The sequence below is a fragment of the Vibrio sp. D3 genome, from assembly GCF_043995865.1.
Classification (GTDB): domain Bacteria; phylum Pseudomonadota; class Gammaproteobacteria; order Enterobacterales; family Vibrionaceae; genus Vibrio; species Vibrio diabolicus.
In genome coordinates this window covers 478,981-498,828 of sequence record NZ_CP171886.1, presented here as the reverse complement: position 1 = coordinate 498,828, position 19,848 = coordinate 478,981, and the positions used below count along the sequence as shown (strand labels likewise).

Genomic DNA, 19,848 nt, shown 5'->3' with positions numbered 1-19,848 from the left:
TACTACTCATAGTAGATAACTGACCACTTTAGCTTGTTAAAATGCTCGATAACTACGTTGTCAATTTTGATTGTAGGTTAACTACTTATCAAAATTTCCGCCTTGTTCTCAAGCATTTTTCCTACGCTAATTTCGCTCACTTATCTACGGTGATGAGTATTAACTCCTAGGAGAATAAAAATGCAACAACACTACGATTACATCATCGTCGGTGCGGGTTCGGCCGGCTGTGTGTTAGCGGATCGCTTAAGTGAAAGTGGTCAAAATTCGGTCCTATTACTCGAAGCGGGTGGGTCGGATAAAAGTATTTTTATCCAAATGCCAACAGCGCTTTCTTACCCGATGAACACTGAAAAATACGCGTGGCAGTTTGAGACGGTTGAAGAGCAAGGGTTGGATGGTCGCCAACTTCATTGCCCTCGCGGAAAAGTTCTGGGCGGTAGCTCGTCTATCAACGGCATGGTTTACGTTCGCGGACACGCTTGTGACTTTGACCAGTGGGAAGAGGAAGGCGCGAAAGGCTGGAACTATCAGTCGTGTTTGCCTTATTTCCGTAAAGCAGAGTCTTGGATTGGTGGTGCTGATGAATATCGGGGCGATCACGGTCCAGTCGGCACATGTAACGGCAACGATATGAAGCTCAACCCGCTGTACCAAGCTTTTATTGATGCAGGCAAAGAAGCGGGTTACCCAGAAACAAAAGATTACAACGGTTATCAACAAGAGGGCTTTGGCCCAATGCATATGACCGTCGACAAAGGCGTACGCGCTTCGACCTCTAATGCATACTTAAGCCGTGCTAAAAAACGCAAAAACTTCACCCTAATGAAGAGGGTGACGGTTCATCGAGTTTTATTAGAAGAAACTGGTGCAGAAGGCAAGAAAGCGGTAGGCGTTGAATTTGAAAAGTCAGGTTCAATTCAGCAATGTTTTGCGAATAATGAAGTGATTTCGAGTGCGGGTTCGGTTGGCTCCGTTCAGCTGTTGCAGCTTTCAGGCATTGGCCCTAAGGCAGTATTAGAAAAAGCGGGCATTGAGGTGAAACACTCGTTGGAGGGGGTAGGTAAAAACCTGCAAGATCACTTAGAAGTGTACTTCCAATATCACTGTAAGCAACCTATCACGCTCAACAGCAAATTAGGTTTGGTGAGCAAGGGCTTGATTGGTACTGAGTGGATATTAACTCGCAAAGGCCTTGGTGCTACTAACCACTTTGAATCGTGTGCGTTTATCCGCTCTCGTGAAGGACTAAAGTGGCCAAATATTCAATATCACTTCTTGCCTGCGGCAATGCGCTATGACGGGCAAGCTGCTTTTGATGGTCATGGTTTCCAAGTGCACGTCGGACCTAACAAGCCAGAAAGTCGCGGGTCGGTCGAAGTTGTCTCTGCGAATCCGAATGATAAGCCGAAGATTGAGTTTAACTACATTTCCACTGAACAAGATAAGCAGGATTGGCGTGATTGTATTCGCCTTACTCGCGAGATCCTCAATCAGCCAGCCATGGATGAGTTTCGTGGGGACGAGATCCAACCCGGTCTGAACATCACAACGGATGAACAGATTGATGAATGGGTGAAGCAAAACGTCGAGAGTGCTTACCATCCATCTTGTACCTGCAAAATGGGCGCAGATAATGACCCATTAGCCGTCTTAAATGAGCGATGCCAAGTACGCGGTATTCAAGGCTTGCGTGTGGTGGACTCTTCTATTTTCCCAACCATTCCGAACGGTAATTTAAATGCGCCAACGATTATGGTGGCAGAACGCGCCGCGGATATGATTTTGGATAACGCCCTAGAAACGTCGAACAACGTACCAGTTTGGATTGCACCGGACTGGCAAGAGATGCAACGAATGCATCCGCCAAAAAGAGATCTCGATTCGATCTCATAAAATGAAAAAATCAGTAATCATTACAAGGAATTCAACATGTCTAAGATGACAAAAATCTTCTCAACAATTGCACTAAGTACTTTAGCAACAGGCGCTTACGCCAACCAATGTGAAACGGTTCGTTTCGCAGATGTAGGTTGGACTGACATCACTGCGACCACTGCCGTTACATCAGAGTTACTTAAAGGGTTGGGGTACAAAACGAAGACTGATCTTCTGTCTGTGCCTGTAACTTACTCCTCTATGGCTAATGGCGATATCGACATTTTCTTAGGTAACTGGATGCCAACGATGGAAGGTGATATCGCGAAATACCGTGATGCAGGTACCGTTGAAACCGTACGCGCGAACCTCGTTGGCGCAAAATACACGCTAGCGGTTCCAAAATACGTTTATGACGCAGGCGTGACCAACTTCGCTGACCTAGTAAAACATGCCGACAAATTTAAAGACCGCATTTACGGCATTGAACCAGGAAACGATGGCAACCGCTTAATTCAGTCAATGATTGATAGCAACGCATTCGGCCTAAAAGATTTCAGCCTAGTTGAGTCCAGTGAAGCTGGCATGGTGTCTCAAGTATCACGTGCCGCACGCCGCAATCAATGGATTGTGTACCTAGGTTGGGCGCCGCACCCAATGAATAGTAACGTTGAAATGGAATATCTAGCGGGTGGTGATGACTTCTTCGGTCCTAACTACGGCGGCGCGAACGTCTACACAAACGTACGTAAAAATTACCTCGCTGAGTGTCCAAATGTAGGTCAGCTAGTGAAAAATCTAGAGTTTAACCTAGAAATGGAAAATGAACTGATGGAAGCGATTCTTAACCAGAAACAGAAGCCATCAAAAGCAGCGCAAGCATGGTTGAATGCAAACCAAGAGCAAATTGAAGCGTGGCTAGAGGGCGTGAAAACGGTAGATGGCCAAGATGCGCTAACAGCTATTACAAACTACTTAAAAACAAACGCTTAATAAGCAGTATTTGAGCTCGTTTTTTTAAAAGAAAGTGGGCAGAGTTTTGCCCGCTTCATTAACACAAAGGTTTTATTTTGAATTTTATTACGGACAACAAACTACCGTTGGGCCAATGGATGGAAACTGGCGTCGATTGGTTAACCATCAATGCATCGGGTTTTTTCGATGCAATCTCTATTACACTTGAAACGATCATTCTTTTCGTGGTGGACATTTTTAAATGGATGCCACCTGCAGCGCCAATCATTATGACGGCGGCAATTGCTTGGTTCTTACATCGCAGCATTCCTCTTGTCGTATTTATCGTGTTGGCCTTACTCGCAATTCTCAACCTTGGTTACTGGCAAGAAATGCTGGAAACCTTTGTCCTTGTGTTTGCAGCGACAACGATTTCCGTATTAATTGGCGTGCCGTTGGGCATTATGGCGGCGCACCGTCCTTGGTTATACACCTTGTTGCGGCCAATACTCGATTTAATGCAGACCGTCCCGACATTCGTTTACCTAATTCCAACCTTGGTTCTGTTTGGATTGGGTATTGTCCCAGGTCTAATCTCGACCATCATTTTCGCTATCGCTGCGCCAATTCGATTGACGTACCTCGGCATTATTAAAGTGCCGGAGGAGCTACTTGAAGCGGGTAAAGCATTTGGTGCCAGCCGCATGAAGCTACTGTTTAAGGTGGAGTTGCCTGCGGCATTGCCAAGTATTATGGCTGGCGTTACGCAGTGCATTATGTTGTCTCTTTCTATGGTTGTCATTGCGGCGCTTGTTGGTGCTGATGGACTTGGTAAGCCAGTCGTACGTGCACTGAATACCGTAAACATCTCGCAAGGTTTTGAAGCGGGTTTAGCGATTGTACTGGTCGCCATCATTCTTGACCGCTTGTGTAAAGCACCAAACCAGAAGGAGGCTTAATCATGGACGCTATTACTATTCAAAATCTTGATGTGGTTTTTGGTCAGCAGCAGTCACAAGCGTTAGCACTACTAGACCAAGGCAAGTCTCGACAAGAAATCATCGACGAAACTGGCCAAGTGGTTGGGGTTGATAATGTTTCGCTGAACGTGAAACAGGGTGAGATCTGTGTTTTGATGGGGCTTTCAGGCTCGGGTAAATCAAGTTTGCTGCGAACAGTTAACGGGTTGAACGAAATTTCTCGTGGCTCTCTGAAAATTAAAGACGGCGACGACATGGTTGAGCTCTCTAACTGTGACGAACAGAAGTTGCGCCACCTTCGTACTCACCGCGTATCCATGGTGTTTCAGAAGTTTGCATTGATGCCATGGTTAACGGTATTAGATAACGTTGCGTTTGGTCTAGAAATGCAAGGCATTGGCAAAGCAGAGCGCCGTAAAAAAGCGCGTGAACAGCTCGAAATGGTCGGTTTGTCTGAGTGGGAAACGAAATTCCCGCACGAGCTCTCTGGTGGTATGCAGCAGCGTGTTGGCCTAGCGCGAGCGTTCGCGATGGACACAGATATCTTGTTAATGGATGAGCCGTTTTCAGCGCTTGACCCATTGATTCGTGCTCAGCTTCAAGATGAATTGATTCTGCTTCAAGAAAAGCTAAACAAAACCATTCTTTTTGTGAGCCACGACTTGGATGAAGCGCTTAAAATCGGTAACAACATCGCCATTATGGAATCAGGAAAGTTGATTCAACACGGCAAGCCAGAACAGATCATTCTTGCTCCAGAAAACGATTATGTGGCTGACTTTGTTGCCCACACTAATCCATTGAACGTACTTAAGGGACGCTCTTTGATGCGTGACGACTTAGTTCGTGAAGATGAGCGTGTTCTAATTTGCCCTGACAAAGATATTTGGGTGACCCAAGAGAGCAAAGGCTTAAGCTTAGCGGGTACAGATAAGTCGTTGGTTCAATGGAAGAGCGATTCTTCGAACCTTGATGAGGTAAACGAAAATTCGCTGGTTCAGGTTAGCCCGGAAATCAGTATGCGAGAAGCGATTGAGCTTAAGCAGCGCAGCAATCAGCCTCTGCTTATGGTGGAGGACAACCAGTTAGTTGGTGTGTTAAGCGACAACGAGCTTTACGATGCATTGCTTGGTAATTTTAAGTCTGAGCAAGTGGCATAAAGTTAGAGTAGAGTTGAAGCCAAGCTAAAAAAGAGCCGCACATTAGTGCGGCTCTTTTTGGTTTAAACAATGAGTTAAGTAGTTAAGCTAAGGAAACGGTCGACTATAGAGTCGTAATTACATCATCCATCGCAAGGCGAGCTTTTGGTAGACCATGATTATAATCTTCCCCGTCTTTGTGGTAGCCAATCGCCAGTGCAACTTCACAGACATGGCCTTCTAATTCTTCTTTGAATACTTCTCCAATCAGTGTTGGATCTACGCCTTCCATCGGCGTTGAGTCAATACCCAGACGAGCCAATGTGTGTAGTAGATTGCCTAGCGCTAAATAGACTTGTGCTTTTGTCCAGTTTCCGTTAAAGCCATTTTCATCCGTATTTGCATCGGCAAAAGCGTAGGCGCCCATAAAGTTGTTGTACATTTCCTCCGGTAGGTGGCCAGACGTTACTTCGGCATCCACACGTTTCGCGAACTTCTCTTTGGTGAAGTTTGGATCGTACGCAAACAGAATCGTATGTGACGCGGTTTTCGCGTGTGGCTGGTTAAATTGGTGCATATTTGCAAATGTATCGTGGAAACGTTGCTTGGCCTCATCACTTTCAATCACGATGAATTTCCACGGTTGCGAGTTAATCGAAGACGCTGAAAGACGGAGTGCTTCTTTGATGATTGCCATATCTTCTTGAGAAACGCGTTTGGTTTCGTCGTATTTTTTCGCAGTGTAGCGGCTGTTTAGATCAGTAATGATTTGATGAGACACGTTTGTATCCTTTTTATTTTTGTGACAAATGAGGATGCGCTTAGCATCGACAACCATGCGTACCTCGAATATGGATTCATAATACGGGATATTTTTTCATTGATAAGAGGGCGTTTATTTGAATCACTTTTTACTTTTTATTGAAAATTGGCGTGCTTCATAGGGTTAGGCATCATCATTTAGATGCTTTTGATGATTATTAAATTACACTCATATTAAGAGAGTGATGGAGAGCAACATGAACGTGATTCAAGTTTTCAACGATAGTTATGAACGTTGTATCGCGAACCAAGGCTTTTTCGACTTGTTTTACAAGAATTTATGGTCAAAAAGTACAAGCTTTAGACAAAAGTTTGATGGTGTCGACATGCACCAACAGGTGCGAATGCTTAGAGGATCTATAGTGTTTTTTATGATGGCCGATACCTCTAACGAGGCGCACAAGATGGTGGAGAAATATGGTAAGAAGCATGCGAGTTCCGATATTGGCATTGAACCACAGGATATTGATGTTTGGTTTGAAAGCCTTATCGAAACGGTTCAAGAATGTGATTTTGAATACGACGATGATGTCGAAACAGCGTGGAGAGCTTGTTTTAACACAGGTTTGTCGGTAATGAAGCGGGAGTGCTCCAAACACTAAAAGAGAAACTAAATGCTCTTCGAAAACAAGCAAGTTAAAGCAAGGAAGTAACGTGTAAGGTAGTTACTTCCTTGAATATGGTTTTTATTTGTCTTGTGTCTCTTTATTATTTTTTACCGCTTCAGCGATATCACTGACGGCTTCGACAAGGTTGATCGGCATTGGGAAGATAATAGTCGATGTTTTGTCTGTCGTGATTTCCGTGAGTGTCTGCATGTAACGCAATTGCAGCGCATTCGGCGCTTCGTTGAGCATTTGAGCTGCCTCTTTTAATTTATTAGAAGCTTCTAGCTCACCGGTAGCGTGAATGATTTTCGCACGACGGTTACGTTCTGCTTCGGCCTGACGCGCTAGCGCTCTGACCATGCTGTCATTTAAATCAACATGTTTGACTTCAACTGTGGCAATCTTGATGCCCCAGTCATCAGTCTGTTGATCGAGGATGGATTGTAAATCCTTATTGAGACGCTCGCGCTCTGATAGTAATTCATCCAGTTCATGCTGACCTAATACTGATCGCAGCGTGGTTTGCGCTAACTGGCTGGTGGCATCGCTGTAACTTTCAATGTTGTTAATTGCCATTTGAGGATCGACTACGCGAAAATAAACAACCGCATTGACCCGCACAGACACGTTATCTTTGGTTATCAAGTCTTGTGTCGGCACATCCAAAACGACAGTACGTAAATCCACCCGTACCATTTGTTGGATAAATGGGATAAGAATGATTAAGCCAGGGCCTTTTACTTCTTGAAAGCGACCAAGAAAGAATACAACTCCACGTTCATACTCTCTCAAAACCTTAAACATTTGGGTCGCAAGTGCGAACAACAGCACCACGATCACCGCAACAGTATAGAGCATCATAAAGCGCCTCCTATTTATTTTGGCGGTCATCAGGCATCACGGTTAAGGTCAGCCCTTTCACATTCACAATGGTGACATGATCACCTTGTTTGAGTTGTTGATGGTCTTTGGTTTTGGCTCTCCATAGCGCACCATCGAGTTGAACGCGCCCTTCGCCATCGATAAAGTCATCGCTCACGACAGCGATTTTCCCAGGGTAAGTTTCTAAACCTGTTGTCACACGTCGTCGTCGTATTTTGAGCAGCAGGCCGACCGTCAACACGATCAGCGCGACAGAAAAGATAGAAATACCGAAAATTAAAGGAAGGGCGATCTGAAACCCTGGCAACTCACTGTCCATGAGGAAGATGGAACCGAGCACAAAGGCGACAACGCCACCTAAGCCCAAAATGCCAAAGCTCGGACTGAATGCTTCTGCGATCATCAGTGCAATTCCGAGTAACAGCAGACCAAGCCCAGCGTAGTTCACAGGCATCATTTGTAACGCGTACATGGCGAGGAGCAAACAAATACCACCCAACACGCCGGGTAAGCCAATGCCCGGGTTGTAAAACTCAAGAAGCAAACCGTAGATGCCAATGAGCATCAGGATGTAGGCGACGTTTGGGTTTGTGATAACGGCTAGCATTTCTGCTCGCCAATCGGGTGTTCTTTCAATCCATACGGGATTTTCCAGTGACAATGTCACATCACGATTGTTAACTTTAACTGTTTGTCCATCAATGGCTTTGACTAAATCCTCTGGTGAGTTGGCTATATAATCAATAACGTTTAATTCCAATGCCTCTGTGGCGTCCAAACTCGCTGCTTCGCTCACTGCTTTCTCTGCCCACTCTGCATTTCGGCCATGAAGCTTTGCTAAGCCTTTAATATAGGCTCTAGCATCATTAATCACCTTTTTCTCCATCGCGGTTTTCGCAGGAACTTTCTCTGAACTTTCGTTGGTTCCTTCTGACGTTTCTTCCGCGTTTTGATCTTTGCCATCATCCGATGAAGGGGGCTGAGGGGCACCACCTAACGCGACGGGTGTTGCCGCGCCAAGGTTAGTGGCTTCAGCCATGGCAGCAACGTGGCTGGCGAGTAAAATGTACGTCCCTGCGCTAGCCGCTCTAGATCCTGACGGGCCAACCCAAGTTGCAATTGGAGTGGAGGAGGTGGTAATTGCGTGAATAATATCTCTCATTGCGCTGTCTAAGCCGCCAGGAGTGTCCATCTCTAAGATCACTAAACTGACACCGTTGAGTTGTGCCTCTTCTATCTCACGAGACAAATAGTCGCTAGTAGCAGGACCTATAGCGCCTTTGACGGGAACAATCCAGACAGTATTGGCCAGTGCTTGACTAGCAAACAAAAGTAAAGGTAAGACCCATATCCATAGTCGTTTCATGCAGTCCTCCTTGTGCGGTCACAGGGACTTTTTGAAAACCTAATTCAAGTATATACGCAGTAATACTAGTGCAAATAAGTAATTGATCACTCGAATTAGTCATATCAGCATTTATCATGGCACATCTGAGGCTACGGGCCTTAATATGAATATCGGTAGTCACGAATCGTGGGGCGTCTGGTGTGAAGAGGCTCAACAAAAAGGCAAAGTGACGGTAATCACTTTGCCTTCCTAATGTGTTTTAGAGGAGAGAGACTAACTGTTTACGTGGCGAGAAAATTGAACGAGTGCTTGCTCGGCAGGCATCGGTTTGTGGAAGTAAAACCCTTGCAACTCATCAATATTCCAAACTTTAAGCTTGCGTACTTGGCTCGCGGTTTCAACACCTTCGGCGACAATCGTTAACCCTAACTCTTGAGACATGTTGGCAATGTTTCTTACCAGTGTTTTCGCTCTGTCATTGGTTTCAATCTCGTCAATATAAGATTTATCCAGCTTCACAATATCCAATGGAAAATTACATACGCTACTGAATGATGCGTATCCAGTACCAAAATCATCCAAAGCGAGTCCAACACCAAGTCGCTTGATGTCTTGAATGCTTTGGATTGATTCTATTTCTCCGCCCATCAACATACTTTCGGTAATTTCAAGCACAAGCTGGCCCGCAGAGAGGTTGTATTGAGCCATCACTTTTTTTAGGTAGGGCATCAGTCCTGAATGATAAAAGTGCTGCGCACTTAAGTTCACATGCACGCTTAACATCGACAAACCTTGCGCATGACGAACTCCATTGAGCCGACTGATAAATTCGCACGATTGTTTGAGAATGGACTCTCCCAATTCGACGATAAGTTTTCCTTGTTCTGCCATCGGAATAAATACTTCTGGTGAAATCATCCCTAATGTTGGATGTTGCCAACGAGCAAGTGCTTCGAAGCTAATGACTTCAGTGGTTTTAGCATCCACGATAGGCTGGAAAAACGGTTTAATCGCATCTTGTCTAATGGCATTTTCTAAATCGCGATTGATCATCATAGAGGTTTCCGCTTGCTCTGATAGTTCTTCATCAATGACTAATACTTCGTGAGAGTGGCGACCCTTAGCGGATTGTGATGAGAAACGTGCTGCAAGCAGCAAATGCTCGACAGACTGGTGAGTAATGTTTAGGTCCATCATCACCGCTTTACTGTCTAATGACATCATGATCCCGGAGAGCTGGACCTTATGTGACAAATGATTCAGTAATCGATTGGTAGCATCTATCGCTTTTTGGTGGTGCTCGATATCTGGAATCAAAACGATAAATTCATGCTCACTAATTCGGCCTATTTGGAATGCCCCTAATTGCTCGCGTATTGCGGATGCGATGTATTGAATCACTTCATCAAAAATGAGGTGACCGTATACCCCTGCAATTTGCTTGAGAGTCTTACTGTTAATGTACACAAACGAAAAATGGTTTGGCCGTGTCTCTACGAGCTCGTGCAGTGCATTGAGAATGACAGGACGGTTACAGAAACCGGATACCGGATCAAAGTCGGTGAGTTTTTGGATCATTTCTGCTTGCTGTTTTGTCTCTCTCATATCCTGAAGCAACAACATCAGTGCACTTTGACCATGATGTTGAATGAGCGTGGCTTCTATCAAACAGTCGATTTCTTCGGTATTGCTATCGAGCACTTGCGCTTCGAATTGTGTTTTACCGTTTTTCAGCTCTCTGAACATGGCGTCAACTCGACATTCATCGTCCTCCGATGGGCACAAGGTGTCTAGAGGACGATCTATCAATTGCGATTTGCTGTAGCTCAACAGATCTAACGCTCGTTGGTTTACATCGACAATTTTACGATCGATAACAATTAGCATGCCCAGTGAGGAGCTATGGTACAGAGCACCAAACTTTTCCATCGAGTCTTTCAATTGCAGTTGGGTTAACGATGTATTTTCAGAGAGCTTTTGTACCAGTTTTGTCGCTAACTCTAATTCGTCTACTTTTACAGAATGCAAGCCTTCAAGCTGGTATTGAGAGGCGATTTCGCTTATTCCTTCAGCAAAATGATTAAAGCGAGTGGCGACCTTATTTTTAAACGTGATGTAGGTACCCGCAGCGATGATTGATGCCACAACGCCAACCGTTGCAAACAGGTACATGAATAGCGTATTACCTTTCGCATAATGCTCTCGCTGTGTTTTCGTTTTTAGTCATGCGATTGGTTCACCAGATAAATCAGAGAGTGAGGCCCATTTTGTTATTGACCGCGAGGTCTTCTCTATATCCCGCATCTCACTACTGTCTGATCCACTTACCATCTGCGTCTCTAATGAGTTTTCCGCAGTTAAAATGGATTTAAAGTCTCCAGGGAAGCGCAAAGATAGGTTTCTTCCCCAAAGCATCCATCCGTTAGAAGGGCGGTCGCCTTCACTATTTCTAACTGGGCTGAGGCTAAGACCCCAAATAGTATCGTTGATTTTAAACAACCCTGAGATGCTCTCTCTATGGATATCAAGCTTGTGATTCATGGACTTGATGTAATCTTGAAGAGTAGGTTGATTCGCCATTTTAGCGGTGAGTTCTGAAGAAGTGTCGGGGTTATCCTCACGAGTCAAGGAGAGCAGGGTTTGTCCATTAGTCGTGATAAACGCCATCATATCGAGGTTTAACGCATCAATGCTCTCTGTGTAAAGGTTTCGCTCGGTATATTTAGCAATATCACGATCAACAAACAGATCGTATGTTTCGTCCCAGTACGCCCAATCGTATGAGGCGCTTTCTTGCTGGCTCACCATCATGTCGATGACAGCGAGTGCTTGCTGATTCGCATGGTTAATTTCCATGTCTTCGAGCTCATCTAAGCTATACAGGAAAAAATAACGGCTAATAAAAAGGAAGCTGATGACCATGCCCAGCAGTCCTAATGAAAAGTATAAGGCGGTTTTATAGCGAAGATTCAAGTTAAACAAGCGAAGTGTTTTCATTAAAAAATAGTTATAGATGTTAATTCACTGAAAGTGTACGACATGTTCTAACAGAAATTGTTGATATAGATTCAAATTATAGAGATAAAATGAAGGATTTGCTGAGCTGATATGGTAAGTGAAACGTTTGCTCTAATTACTAGATTTTCGTGTTTGCAATTAAAATGCTCAATAACGTACCGCGCATTCAAATTACGGTTTAATCGTGCAGCTAGTAAAGGTATAAATCTTTTTATAAAACAGTCTATTAGTGTAACTAGTGCTTTTCTTCTGTATCTAAACTTCTTTTGTAATAGTAAACTGCGAAAAAATGATGGGTAATTATGATGTTTATTGTTCAACGCTTGGTCAAACTGGCCATTATCTGTGCCATTTTCTTTACTATCTTCGATCTCATCTCCTATGGTGAGATTACTTGGGTTCAAAGGTTGTTGGCTTCTATAAGCTAAATCTAGAATTCAATATGCACACATAACTCCACGAAGCGAGTCAATTCTTCGTTACTCGCCTTCGTCATTTGCTCCTTATCTGAGCTTTAAATAAAAGTCCCTCCACGTGCAGCTCTGGTAACCGTTTTCCATTAATGGAAAAAACCTAAAAATGCAACTAACTTCATACTAATGGCAAGTGTAAGGTATGCAGTTGATGAGGCAATTCAGCATAATCACATTAGTTGTTGTGGCACTCATTTTGAGCCAAGCAACAATCGCAAGAAATGCTAAGGTGCTAGGTGATATTTCGTTAGTTCAGCCGATAGAAGGTGACCCTGTCGTAGATATTAAGCTGGCGAGAATTGGCTGGCATCTCTTTCGTGATCCTCAGCTATCTTCAAACGGTAGCGTCAGTTGTGCGACGTGCCACAACTTGCAAACCAATGGCGCTGAAAATACACCAGTTTCTACAGAAGTGAAAGGTGATGGAACTCGAAATTCCATCACAGTGTTTAATGCGGCGTTAAATTATCGTTTTTTATGGGATGGTACCGAAAACACCTTGATGGCTCAGATTGATGGGCCAATCCACAATCCAATAGAAATGGACTCAAACTGGCAAACAATAGAGCAGTACGTGAAAGGAAGCGAACGTTATCAAGCGCTATTTAGCCGTGATGGTGAGCTACCGATTAATATTCATAATATCAAGTCCGCTATTGTGGAGTTTGTCGAAGGGCTCCAAACTCCAGGTGCACCATTCGATGCCTACTTACTGGGTTACACCCATGTCCTCAGTGAGCAGCAAATTAGGGGGTGGAAAACATTTCAGTCTTCAGGTTGCGTACAGTGTCATCAGGGCAAAAATATTGGCGGAGCGATGATACAAAGGTTCGCCTATTTCAAAGATAAGCCAGTAGTAGAGGACTCGGGACGACACCTGATTACGACGGAAAGTGAAGAACAATTCTATTTTAGAGTCGCCAGTTTACGTAATGTCGCCCTAACGAGCCCTTATTTTCATAACGGGCGAGTTGACCAGTTATCCGAGGCGATACAGATTATGGCGAAAACGCAACTCGGTATTACGATGAGCGATGAAAGTGTCGCTGATATTGAAGCGTTCTTACAGTCCTTGACAGCACCCAGACCCGTGATTTTAGAGGTGTTGGAAAATGAGTAAATTCAAACTCGTTAATATCTGCTTTTTTATTGCCATGCTGACGTGTTGTGTATTGGCGTACATGTCACATGTGAATTCAAAAAGTGCACAAGAATTCCACGCGGAGTTGACGGATATTGGGCACAAGTTGATTGAAGAGCGCGATGTTATCGTGAATCGATATGCGGTTGAAGATAGGAAGAACTATGAACTGACGACATCTTTAGTGGATATAGAAGTCGCTGCAGAGAAATTGCTAAATTCATCAAGGGAGTCAGTTTGGTTCCCTGTGACGCCCAATCATAAAAAAGTTGAGTATACGCTCAATCTATTCAAAAACCGTGTGCTTGATACAACGCTGAAGCTCGATATGTTGATTGGCGTTCAGGTAGAGAATCAATACGCGTTATTAATGCTATTCAACTTATATCAGCAAGATATTTCTACCGATACCGGAAAGACGTTGAGTGGGCATCACTATTTTGAGTTTCTCAACCAACTGCTTTTGACACAAAACGTAGTTGAGAGTGAAAGTGAAGCCAATTTCTTAGATCGGCTTCAAGCGAGCGATAAAAGGATAGAACTACTCACGAATGAACTGCTTGATCATGGATACTTTGTTTTTATCGAGGATGCGGAGCATCGGCTGCTCAATATTGCCCAAAGTGAAGCGCGTTTCACTTGGTTGTTTGTTTTTATTGCCGTGATGTTGTTAGTCAGTGCATTCTTGTATCAATCGCAATATCGAATGTACAACTTGAAACAATTGAACCTCGAAATCGAGGAGGCGCGAAATAAAGCCGAGCGAGCGGCAAAAGCCAAATCAAGTTTTCTCGCCGCAATGAGTCACGAATTAAGAACGCCGATGAATGGTGTATTAGGTCTTTCTCAAATGATTGCAGAGGAAACCAAAGAGCCGACGACTAAAGAGTACGTGAAAGTCATTCTTGATTCTGGCCAACACTTGATGACGATTCTCAACGATATTTTGGATTTCTCCAAAGTTGAAGAAAACAAACTGGAATTTGAGCAGGCTAAGTTCAATTTAGACCAAGTCATTTCTCCTGTGTGTAGCGCAATAAAACCGCTCATCGATGAAAAAAATATCGAATTGATCGTGGAAAATGAAGTGCCTGAATACGTTGAATTTACCGGAGACTGCGCACGTTTACGACAGATCTTGTTTAATCTTGCTGGCAACGCGGTGAAGTTTACCAGTGAGGGGCATGTGTTAATCAGAACAGAACTTGATAAGGTAAATCATTGCTTGGTGATGATTGTGAGTGATACTGGTATTGGTATCGCGCTAGACAAGCAAGAACATGTTTTCAACTCGTTTGAGCAAGCCGATTCTTCAACTACCCGAAAATTTGGAGGCACAGGGCTTGGTTTGGCAATAGTTAAAAAATTAACTGGCTTGATGGATGGTAAGATTACATTGAAAAGTGTGGAGGGTGTCGGAAGTCAATTCATCGTCGAGCTGCCCATTCCTTGGGTTGAATGCGAACTTCCAAAGGCACAAGAGCCCCCAAAAACGCGCAAGAAAACACACAATTTGCAGATATTGCTTGCTGAAGATAATCGAGTGAACGCCATTGTGGCGAAAGGGTTTTGCGAAAAGTTGGGACATGAGGTCGATGTTGCTGAAAACGGATTGGTGGCGGTTAAAAAGGCGAGAGATAACGAATATGATCTGATTTTGATGGACAATCACATGCCTGAGATGAATGGTGTTGAAGCGACGCGTGTGATTCGACAAGAGTTAGGTATCAAGACATTACTCTTTGCGTATACGGCTGATGTATTTCGTGAGGCGCATGATAGCTTTATTGAAGCCGGAGCGGATCATGTGCTTACAAAACCGCTACAGCAAGAGAGCTTTTCGGACGCTCTTAAACAGTTTGCTGCGAGGCTCGAACCAAAAGAGAATTTACCATTAACGAATGACAACAACGTTCTCCAGTTGCAGCGCAAGCCAATAGAGAAGTTACGGCTGACAGAAGAAGAGTTATCCAGTTCAGAGATGCTCATTTCTTTGCAAGAAGCGCCGGAAGCGATAGATGAGCTACTAAAAAGTATTATTGTCGATTTTGAATCATCGGTTGATGAACTTATTGATTATTTTATGGCTGAAGATTTCGCGTCTCTAGAAGACACGTTGCATAAAACAAAAGGTATGGCATTGAACCTTGGTTTGCCGATTTTAGCTGGACAAACGGAGGCGCTAGAAAACGCGCTCAAAGCGAAGCAAACTCCTGAAATTGAGCGGTTACAGATGCTAATCAACCGATTACAAGTTAACATCCATCAGGCTAATCGACTTCTGGATGACATACAGAAAAAAAACGTCGATCCTCAACAAATTTTGTAACGTCTCTGAGTTCATGCGTTCCTTACCTTGTTTCGTTATGGTTTACTATGACGTGAATGGATGTGTTGATTCGTCAATGAGAAAATCAGGGAGTTAGAATGAGTAAGCATTCCGCTTTAATCGAATGGCATCGCGAAGCTGACGAAGTGTTCAGTGATAACCAGTATAGTCGGGCGCACATTTGGAAGTTTGATGGCGGGTTGCAAGTCCCTGCGTCACCATCTCCACACGTAGTGCCGTTGCCATTATCTGTAGAAGAAAACGTTGATCCGGAAGAAGCATTTGTTGCGGCACTTTCCAGTTGTCACATGCTTGTTTTTCTCTCTATTGCGGCGAAACGACGTTACGTTGTGGATCGCTACCTAGATGAAGCAGTAGGAGAGCTGACAAAAGGTGAAAATGGAAAAGAATGGGTGTCTAAGGTAACACTAAACCCTAAGATCACATTTGCTGGTGATGAACAACCGACACGATCTCAATTAGAAAAAATGCACCACATGGCTCATGAGAATTGTTTTATCGCCAATTCGGTTAAAACTGAAGTGACGACGCTTATTGCGGATTAAATGAAACTCTGTGTTAAAGCGCAGTGTATCACTGAATAGTGTTAAGCCAGCAGTCCGGCTGCTGGCTATTGTGAACTAAACGATGCCTTGCTCGATCATCGCATCAGCGACTCTTCTAAAGCCGGCAATGTTTGCGCCTAAAACTAAATTACCAGGCTGACCAAACTCTCGACTGGTTTCGTTTGTGTTAATAAAGATGTTTTTCATGATGGTCTGCAACTGGCTATCGACTTGCTCAAAGGTCCAGTTTTGCATGCTGGCATTTTGTGCCATTTCAAGCTGACTGGTTGCAACGCCGCCTGCATTGGCTGCTTTCGCTGGCCCATAAGCCATTTCGGAATCCACGATGATATTGGCCGCATCACGAGTGGTTGGCATGTTTGCTCCTTCACTAATCAAAACACACCCATTATCGATAAGAGCAAGAGCATCGTTTGACGTCAGTTCATTTTGGGTCGCGCAAGGGAATGCGGCGTCAGCTTGATATCGCCATACAGCATGCCCTTCATTAGGATAGTCACCCAACGGCGTATACTCTGCTTCAGGGTAAGTGTCTAAATACTCTTCTAAACTTGCTCTTTTCACTTCTTTAAGTTGCTTGAGGAGCTGCAGGTCAATACCGTGCTCATGATAGATCGTGCCTCTAGAATCGCTGCATGTTACTGGGGTTGCTCCCATGTGGTATAGCTTTTCAATTGCATAGATAGCGACGTTACCTGCGCCAGAAACGAGGCAAGTTTTGCCTTTGAGTGAATCATTACGGTCATTGAGCATGCATTCCGCAAAATATACGGTTCCATATCCCGTTGCTTCTTTCCTAACAAGTGAGCCCCCCCAAAGAAGGCTCTTGCCTGTAAGTACCCCTTCGTAGCGGCCCGTCAATCGCTTATATTGACCAAACATATAACCAATTTCACGCGCACCGACGCCGATATCGCCAGCAGGAACATCGGTAACAGGACCAATGTGGCGGTATAACTCGTTCATAAATGATTGGCAAAATCGCATGATTTCACCGTCAGATTTTCCTTTAGGATCGAAATTTGAACCGCCTTTTCCGCCACCAATTGGAAGGCCAGTAAGCGCGTTTTTAAAAATCTGTTCAAAGCCGAGGAACTTTATGATGCTCGCGTTCACTGAATGATGGAACCTCAGTCCGCCTTTGTATGGACCTAACGCGGAGTTAAACTCGACGCGGTAGCCTTTGTTTACTTGCACATTCCCTGCGTCATCGACCCAAGGAACTCGAAACATGATTTGACGTTCTGGTTCTACGATTCTTTGGATAATCGCTTGTTCTTTATATTTATTATTGCTTTCTATGACTGGAGCGAGAGAAGTTAATACTTCTTCTACGGCTTGGTAAAACTCTTTTTGAGCCGGGCTACTGTGTTGCAACGCAACAATAGTATCGTGTATGTGTGACATAGATCTCTTCCTTGATATGAATAAGCAATCAGTTTATATGAATTTATTCCCGTTAAATAGTGATTTTGACCAATTCTCAATGGCTATAATGGTCTTTCCTGCGGATGAGAACGCTCAATTTCCAACTTCTGGTCGTATTGATGAGGAAGATTAAGTGAGTGACATGATTGGATGGTTGAGTGATCGGTTTCACATATAGCGAGCCGAAGCCAAATTAGTCGATATTGTTGTGCTGTCACGCAAACTGTTTTTGTTAACTCGGTGTTAACATTTGAGCGTGTTGACTCGAAAAAGATAAAAATATGCATGAGCTTAAGACTCTGGACTCGTTTATTCAGCAAAACGGTCTACCAGTGTTTGGCCATCTTGATGGGATTCCCACATCTTTACAGTTAGATAAGTTTACCTACCTTGATGAGATGGATAAGCCAGCGTCTAAGCGGCGCCGTTACTGTGACTATAAGCAGTTTCAGTTCGTTAATTTGGTCACACCTAACTACGTGATTGGGGTTGCGATTGCGGATATTAGGTATTTAGCATCTGGTTTTTGCTATCTGTTTGACATTCAAAATAATGAGTTAGTGGAGCAGCAGTGGTTAAAGCCTTTTAATATTGATTATCAAACTCAGCCTTCCAGTTGGTCTAGTCATGCCCATCTTGCTGACAAAAGTATTCAGTTTTCTATTCAGAATGGTATTTGGCACGTCCACTTTGTGACAAAGTCTGTCAATGCTGATCTCTACTTACGTCCAGAAAGTATGAGTTTGCCATTAATGTTGTGTACGCCAACCGGTTATGCGGGTTGGACTTATACGCAGAAACATAATGCGTTAACGGTAGATGGCAATTTATTCATATTAGGAAAGGAACAAGATCTCTCAGAAGTGGCTGCTGGTTACGACTTTTCCGCTGGGTACATGCGACGGGAGACAAGCTGGCGCTGGGCGAGTATTAATTGCTTTGAAAGCGGCAGACGATTGGGGCTGAACTTAGCTGCAGGCGTCAATGAAACGGGCTACTGTGAAAATGTATTCTGGATTAATGGTGAACGGCATTTTTTACAGTCTGTTCAGTTTCAATTTTCACGAAATGATGAAGGACAAAGATGGTATATAACGTCGGAAGACAAACGGATTGACCTAGTGTTCACGCCTTTAAACCGACGTTCAGAAAAGAAGAACTTTTGGTTTCTCAAAAGCAATTTTCGTCAATATATCGGCTATTTCTCTGGCTACATCGTTGATGGGAATGGTATCAAACATCAGTTAGAAGAAGTCATAGGTCTGACTGAAGATCACTATGCAAAATGGTAGAAACACAATGGATTGGACACAGTTGATGGAACGCCCTGAATTACTTCTGATGATTTTGGCGCCTGTTTTCTTTTTATGTATGGTTGCAGAGTACTGGTTTGGACAACGAAGGGGACGTTTGCCTGAAAGCGCGATGTATTATATTCCGGAAGTTGTATGTAATTTTGTGCTTGCGGGCTTACACCAAGCGACAGACATACTCACAGGTTTAATGATTGCTCAGTTATATTTGTGGTGGTTTGATTGGCGATTGTTTGATATCGAAATGAGCGTTTCAGCGTTTTTGTTACTTGTCGTCCTGCAAGACTTTTTCTATTACTGGTTTCATCGGGCTAGCCACCGTATTCGTTGGATGTGGGCTGCGCACGTGGTCCATCACAGTTCGGAGAGAATGAATTTCAGCACCGCGTTTCGTCAAAGCTTGATGTATCCGTTAGCGGGAATGTGGATTTTCTGGTTGCCTTTGGTGATTATTGGCTTTGATCCTAAGTGGGTCGTCTTCGTTGTGCTGTTTAATCTGGGCTTACAGTTTTTTGTTCATACTCAATCAATTCGCTCGCTTGGACCGCTAGAGTGGGTATTTAACACGCCATCTCATCATCGTGTTCATCATGGTATAAACCGTCAGTACATCGACAAAAATTACGCGGGGGTATTGATTGTCTGGGATCGGATGTTTGGAACGTTTGAACCAGAAGTGGAAACCGTTAGGTATGGAATTTCTAAACCTGTAAACAGTTTTAATCCCATTCGTGTGACGTTTGCAGAATGGAAAGATATGTTTTATGACGTAACACGACCAAATTTAACGTGGAAACAACGTTGGTGCTGTCTATTTGCTCCGCCATCGGATTCTTTTGAGTAGATTGAGATAAAAGAGATTGGAGCGGGCAGCGGGAATCGAACCCGCATCATCAGCTTGGAAGGCTGAGGTAATAGCCATTATACGATGCCCGCGCATCGATAGGA

General features: G+C 43.9%; 14 protein-coding genes, 1 tRNA gene and 1 pseudogene. 10 read left to right on the top strand and 6 right to left on the bottom strand.

Annotation, left to right across the window (positions count from 1 at the left end):
* Positions 1-180 precede the first annotated feature (180 nt).
* From betA to choV, 4 genes are all read left to right on the top strand, one after another.
* On the top strand, positions 181-1,896 hold the full coding sequence (gene betA / locus ACHFJ9_RS02130) for a choline dehydrogenase (protein ID WP_005373209.1): 1,716 nt from the start codon (positions 181-183) through the stop codon (positions 1,894-1,896).
* Between the two features lie 36 nt (positions 1,897-1,932).
* Positions 1,933-2,871, top strand: a complete 939-nt coding sequence (locus ACHFJ9_RS02125) for a choline ABC transporter substrate-binding protein (RefSeq protein WP_005382646.1) — start codon at positions 1,933-1,935, stop codon at positions 2,869-2,871.
* Positions 2,872-2,948: 77 nt separating this feature from the next.
* A complete protein-coding gene (choW, locus tag ACHFJ9_RS02120) occupies positions 2,949-3,791 on the top strand; it encodes a choline ABC transporter permease subunit (protein ID WP_005392552.1) in 843 nt (280 codons plus the stop codon).
* A 2-nt stretch (positions 3,792-3,793) separates the two neighbouring features.
* Positions 3,794-4,972 carry a choline ABC transporter ATP-binding protein gene (choV, locus tag ACHFJ9_RS02115; RefSeq protein WP_005392551.1) on the top strand — a complete coding sequence of 393 codons (1,179 nt, stop codon included), beginning with the start codon at positions 3,794-3,796 and terminating at the stop codon, positions 4,970-4,972.
* A gap of 103 nt (positions 4,973-5,075) precedes the next feature.
* On the opposite strand, the gene ACHFJ9_RS02110 is transcribed toward choV, so the two are convergent.
* A complete protein-coding gene (locus ACHFJ9_RS02110; protein ID WP_258677925.1) occupies positions 5,076-5,732 on the bottom strand; it encodes an NAD(P)H-dependent oxidoreductase in 657 nt (218 codons plus the stop codon).
* Positions 5,733-5,970: 238 nt separating this feature from the next.
* Between ACHFJ9_RS02110 and ACHFJ9_RS02105 the strand changes: the two genes are divergently transcribed.
* Entirely contained in the window at positions 5,971-6,375 is a 405-nt protein-coding gene (locus ACHFJ9_RS02105; RefSeq protein WP_005392547.1) for a globin, read from the top strand.
* A gap of 84 nt (positions 6,376-6,459) precedes the next feature.
* On the opposite strand, the gene ACHFJ9_RS02100 is transcribed toward ACHFJ9_RS02105, so the two are convergent.
* From ACHFJ9_RS02100 to ACHFJ9_RS02090, 3 genes and pseudogenes are all read right to left on the bottom strand, one after another.
* Positions 6,460-7,242 carry a slipin family protein gene (locus tag ACHFJ9_RS02100; RefSeq protein ID WP_395355011.1) on the bottom strand — a complete coding sequence of 261 codons (783 nt, stop codon included), beginning with the start codon at positions 7,240-7,242 and terminating at the stop codon, positions 6,460-6,462.
* A gap of 10 nt (positions 7,243-7,252) precedes the next feature.
* Complete coding sequence (locus ACHFJ9_RS02095) at positions 7,253-8,629, bottom strand: NfeD family protein (protein ID WP_085344417.1); 1,377 nt, start codon at positions 8,627-8,629, stop codon at positions 7,253-7,255.
* 255 nt (positions 8,630-8,884) lie between these two features.
* Positions 8,885-11,533: pseudogene (locus ACHFJ9_RS02090) on the bottom strand (EAL domain-containing protein).
* 720 nt (positions 11,534-12,253) lie between these two features.
* On the opposite strand from ACHFJ9_RS02090, the gene ACHFJ9_RS02085 reads away from it, so the two are divergent.
* The 3 genes from ACHFJ9_RS02085 (at position 12,254) to ACHFJ9_RS02075 (ending at position 16,138) form a co-directional block, all read left to right on the top strand.
* Positions 12,254-13,222, top strand: a complete 969-nt coding sequence (locus ACHFJ9_RS02085) for a cytochrome-c peroxidase (RefSeq protein ID WP_395355008.1) — start codon at positions 12,254-12,256, stop codon at positions 13,220-13,222.
* Positions 13,215-15,572, top strand: coding sequence for an ATP-binding protein (locus ACHFJ9_RS02080; protein ID WP_395355006.1), 2,358 nt, complete (start codon positions 13,215-13,217; stop codon positions 15,570-15,572). Before ACHFJ9_RS02085 ends, ACHFJ9_RS02080 begins: the two co-directional genes overlap by 8 nt.
* 98 nt (positions 15,573-15,670) lie before the next feature.
* A complete protein-coding gene (locus ACHFJ9_RS02075; protein ID WP_167427412.1) occupies positions 15,671-16,138 on the top strand; it encodes an OsmC family protein in 468 nt (155 codons plus the stop codon).
* Between the two features lie 75 nt (positions 16,139-16,213).
* Here ACHFJ9_RS02075 and gdhA read toward each other — a convergent pair whose 3' ends face one another.
* Positions 16,214-17,566 carry an NADP-specific glutamate dehydrogenase gene (gene gdhA, locus ACHFJ9_RS02070; protein ID WP_395355004.1) on the bottom strand — a complete coding sequence of 451 codons (1,353 nt, stop codon included), beginning with the start codon at positions 17,564-17,566 and terminating at the stop codon, positions 16,214-16,216.
* Positions 17,567-17,868: 302 nt separating this feature from the next.
* On the opposite strand from gdhA, the gene ACHFJ9_RS02065 reads away from it, so the two are divergent.
* The gene (locus ACHFJ9_RS02065) at positions 17,869-18,879 is read left to right on the top strand and encodes a DUF2804 domain-containing protein (RefSeq protein WP_395355002.1); all 1,011 of its coding nucleotides are present in this window, start codon (positions 17,869-17,871) and stop codon (positions 18,877-18,879) included.
* Positions 18,880-18,886: 7 nt separating this feature from the next.
* Positions 18,887-19,744: a sterol desaturase family protein gene (locus ACHFJ9_RS02060; protein WP_395355000.1), complete on the top strand. Its 858-nt coding sequence runs from the start codon at positions 18,887-18,889 to the stop codon at positions 19,742-19,744.
* Positions 19,745-19,761: 17 nt separating this feature from the next.
* Here ACHFJ9_RS02060 and ACHFJ9_RS02055 read toward each other — a convergent pair.
* A tRNA-Gly gene (locus ACHFJ9_RS02055) sits at positions 19,762-19,836 on the bottom strand.
* Positions 19,837-19,848 lie beyond the last annotated feature (12 nt).

Excerpts from the sequence above, each read along its gene's own strand:
- betA (WP_005373209.1), top strand. The coding sequence starts at position 181 with ATGCAACAACACTACGATTACATCATCGTCGGTGCGGGTTCGGCCGGC.
- ACHFJ9_RS02125 (WP_005382646.1), top strand. The coding sequence starts at position 1,933 with ATGTCTAAGATGACAAAAATCTTCTCAACAATTGCACTAAGTACTTTA.
- choV (WP_005392551.1), top strand. The coding sequence starts at position 3,794 with ATGGACGCTATTACTATTCAAAATCTTGATGTGGTTTTTGGTCAGCAG.
- ACHFJ9_RS02105 (WP_005392547.1), top strand. The coding sequence starts at position 5,971 with ATGAACGTGATTCAAGTTTTCAACGATAGTTATGAACGTTGTATCGCG.
- ACHFJ9_RS02100 (WP_395355011.1), bottom strand. The coding sequence starts at position 7,242 with ATGATGCTCTATACTGTTGCGGTGATCGTGGTGCTGTTGTTCGCACTT.
- ACHFJ9_RS02095 (WP_085344417.1), bottom strand. The coding sequence starts at position 8,629 with ATGAAACGACTATGGATATGGGTCTTACCTTTACTTTTGTTTGCTAGT.
- ACHFJ9_RS02085 (WP_395355008.1), top strand. The coding sequence starts at position 12,254 with ATGAGGCAATTCAGCATAATCACATTAGTTGTTGTGGCACTCATTTTG.
- ACHFJ9_RS02080 (WP_395355006.1), top strand. The coding sequence starts at position 13,215 with ATGAGTAAATTCAAACTCGTTAATATCTGCTTTTTTATTGCCATGCTG.
- ACHFJ9_RS02075 (WP_167427412.1), top strand. The coding sequence starts at position 15,671 with ATGAGTAAGCATTCCGCTTTAATCGAATGGCATCGCGAAGCTGACGAA.
- gdhA (WP_395355004.1), bottom strand. The coding sequence starts at position 17,566 with ATGTCACACATACACGATACTATTGTTGCGTTGCAACACAGTAGCCCG.
- ACHFJ9_RS02065 (WP_395355002.1), top strand. The coding sequence starts at position 17,869 with ATGCATGAGCTTAAGACTCTGGACTCGTTTATTCAGCAAAACGGTCTA.
- ACHFJ9_RS02060 (WP_395355000.1), top strand. The coding sequence starts at position 18,887 with ATGGATTGGACACAGTTGATGGAACGCCCTGAATTACTTCTGATGATT.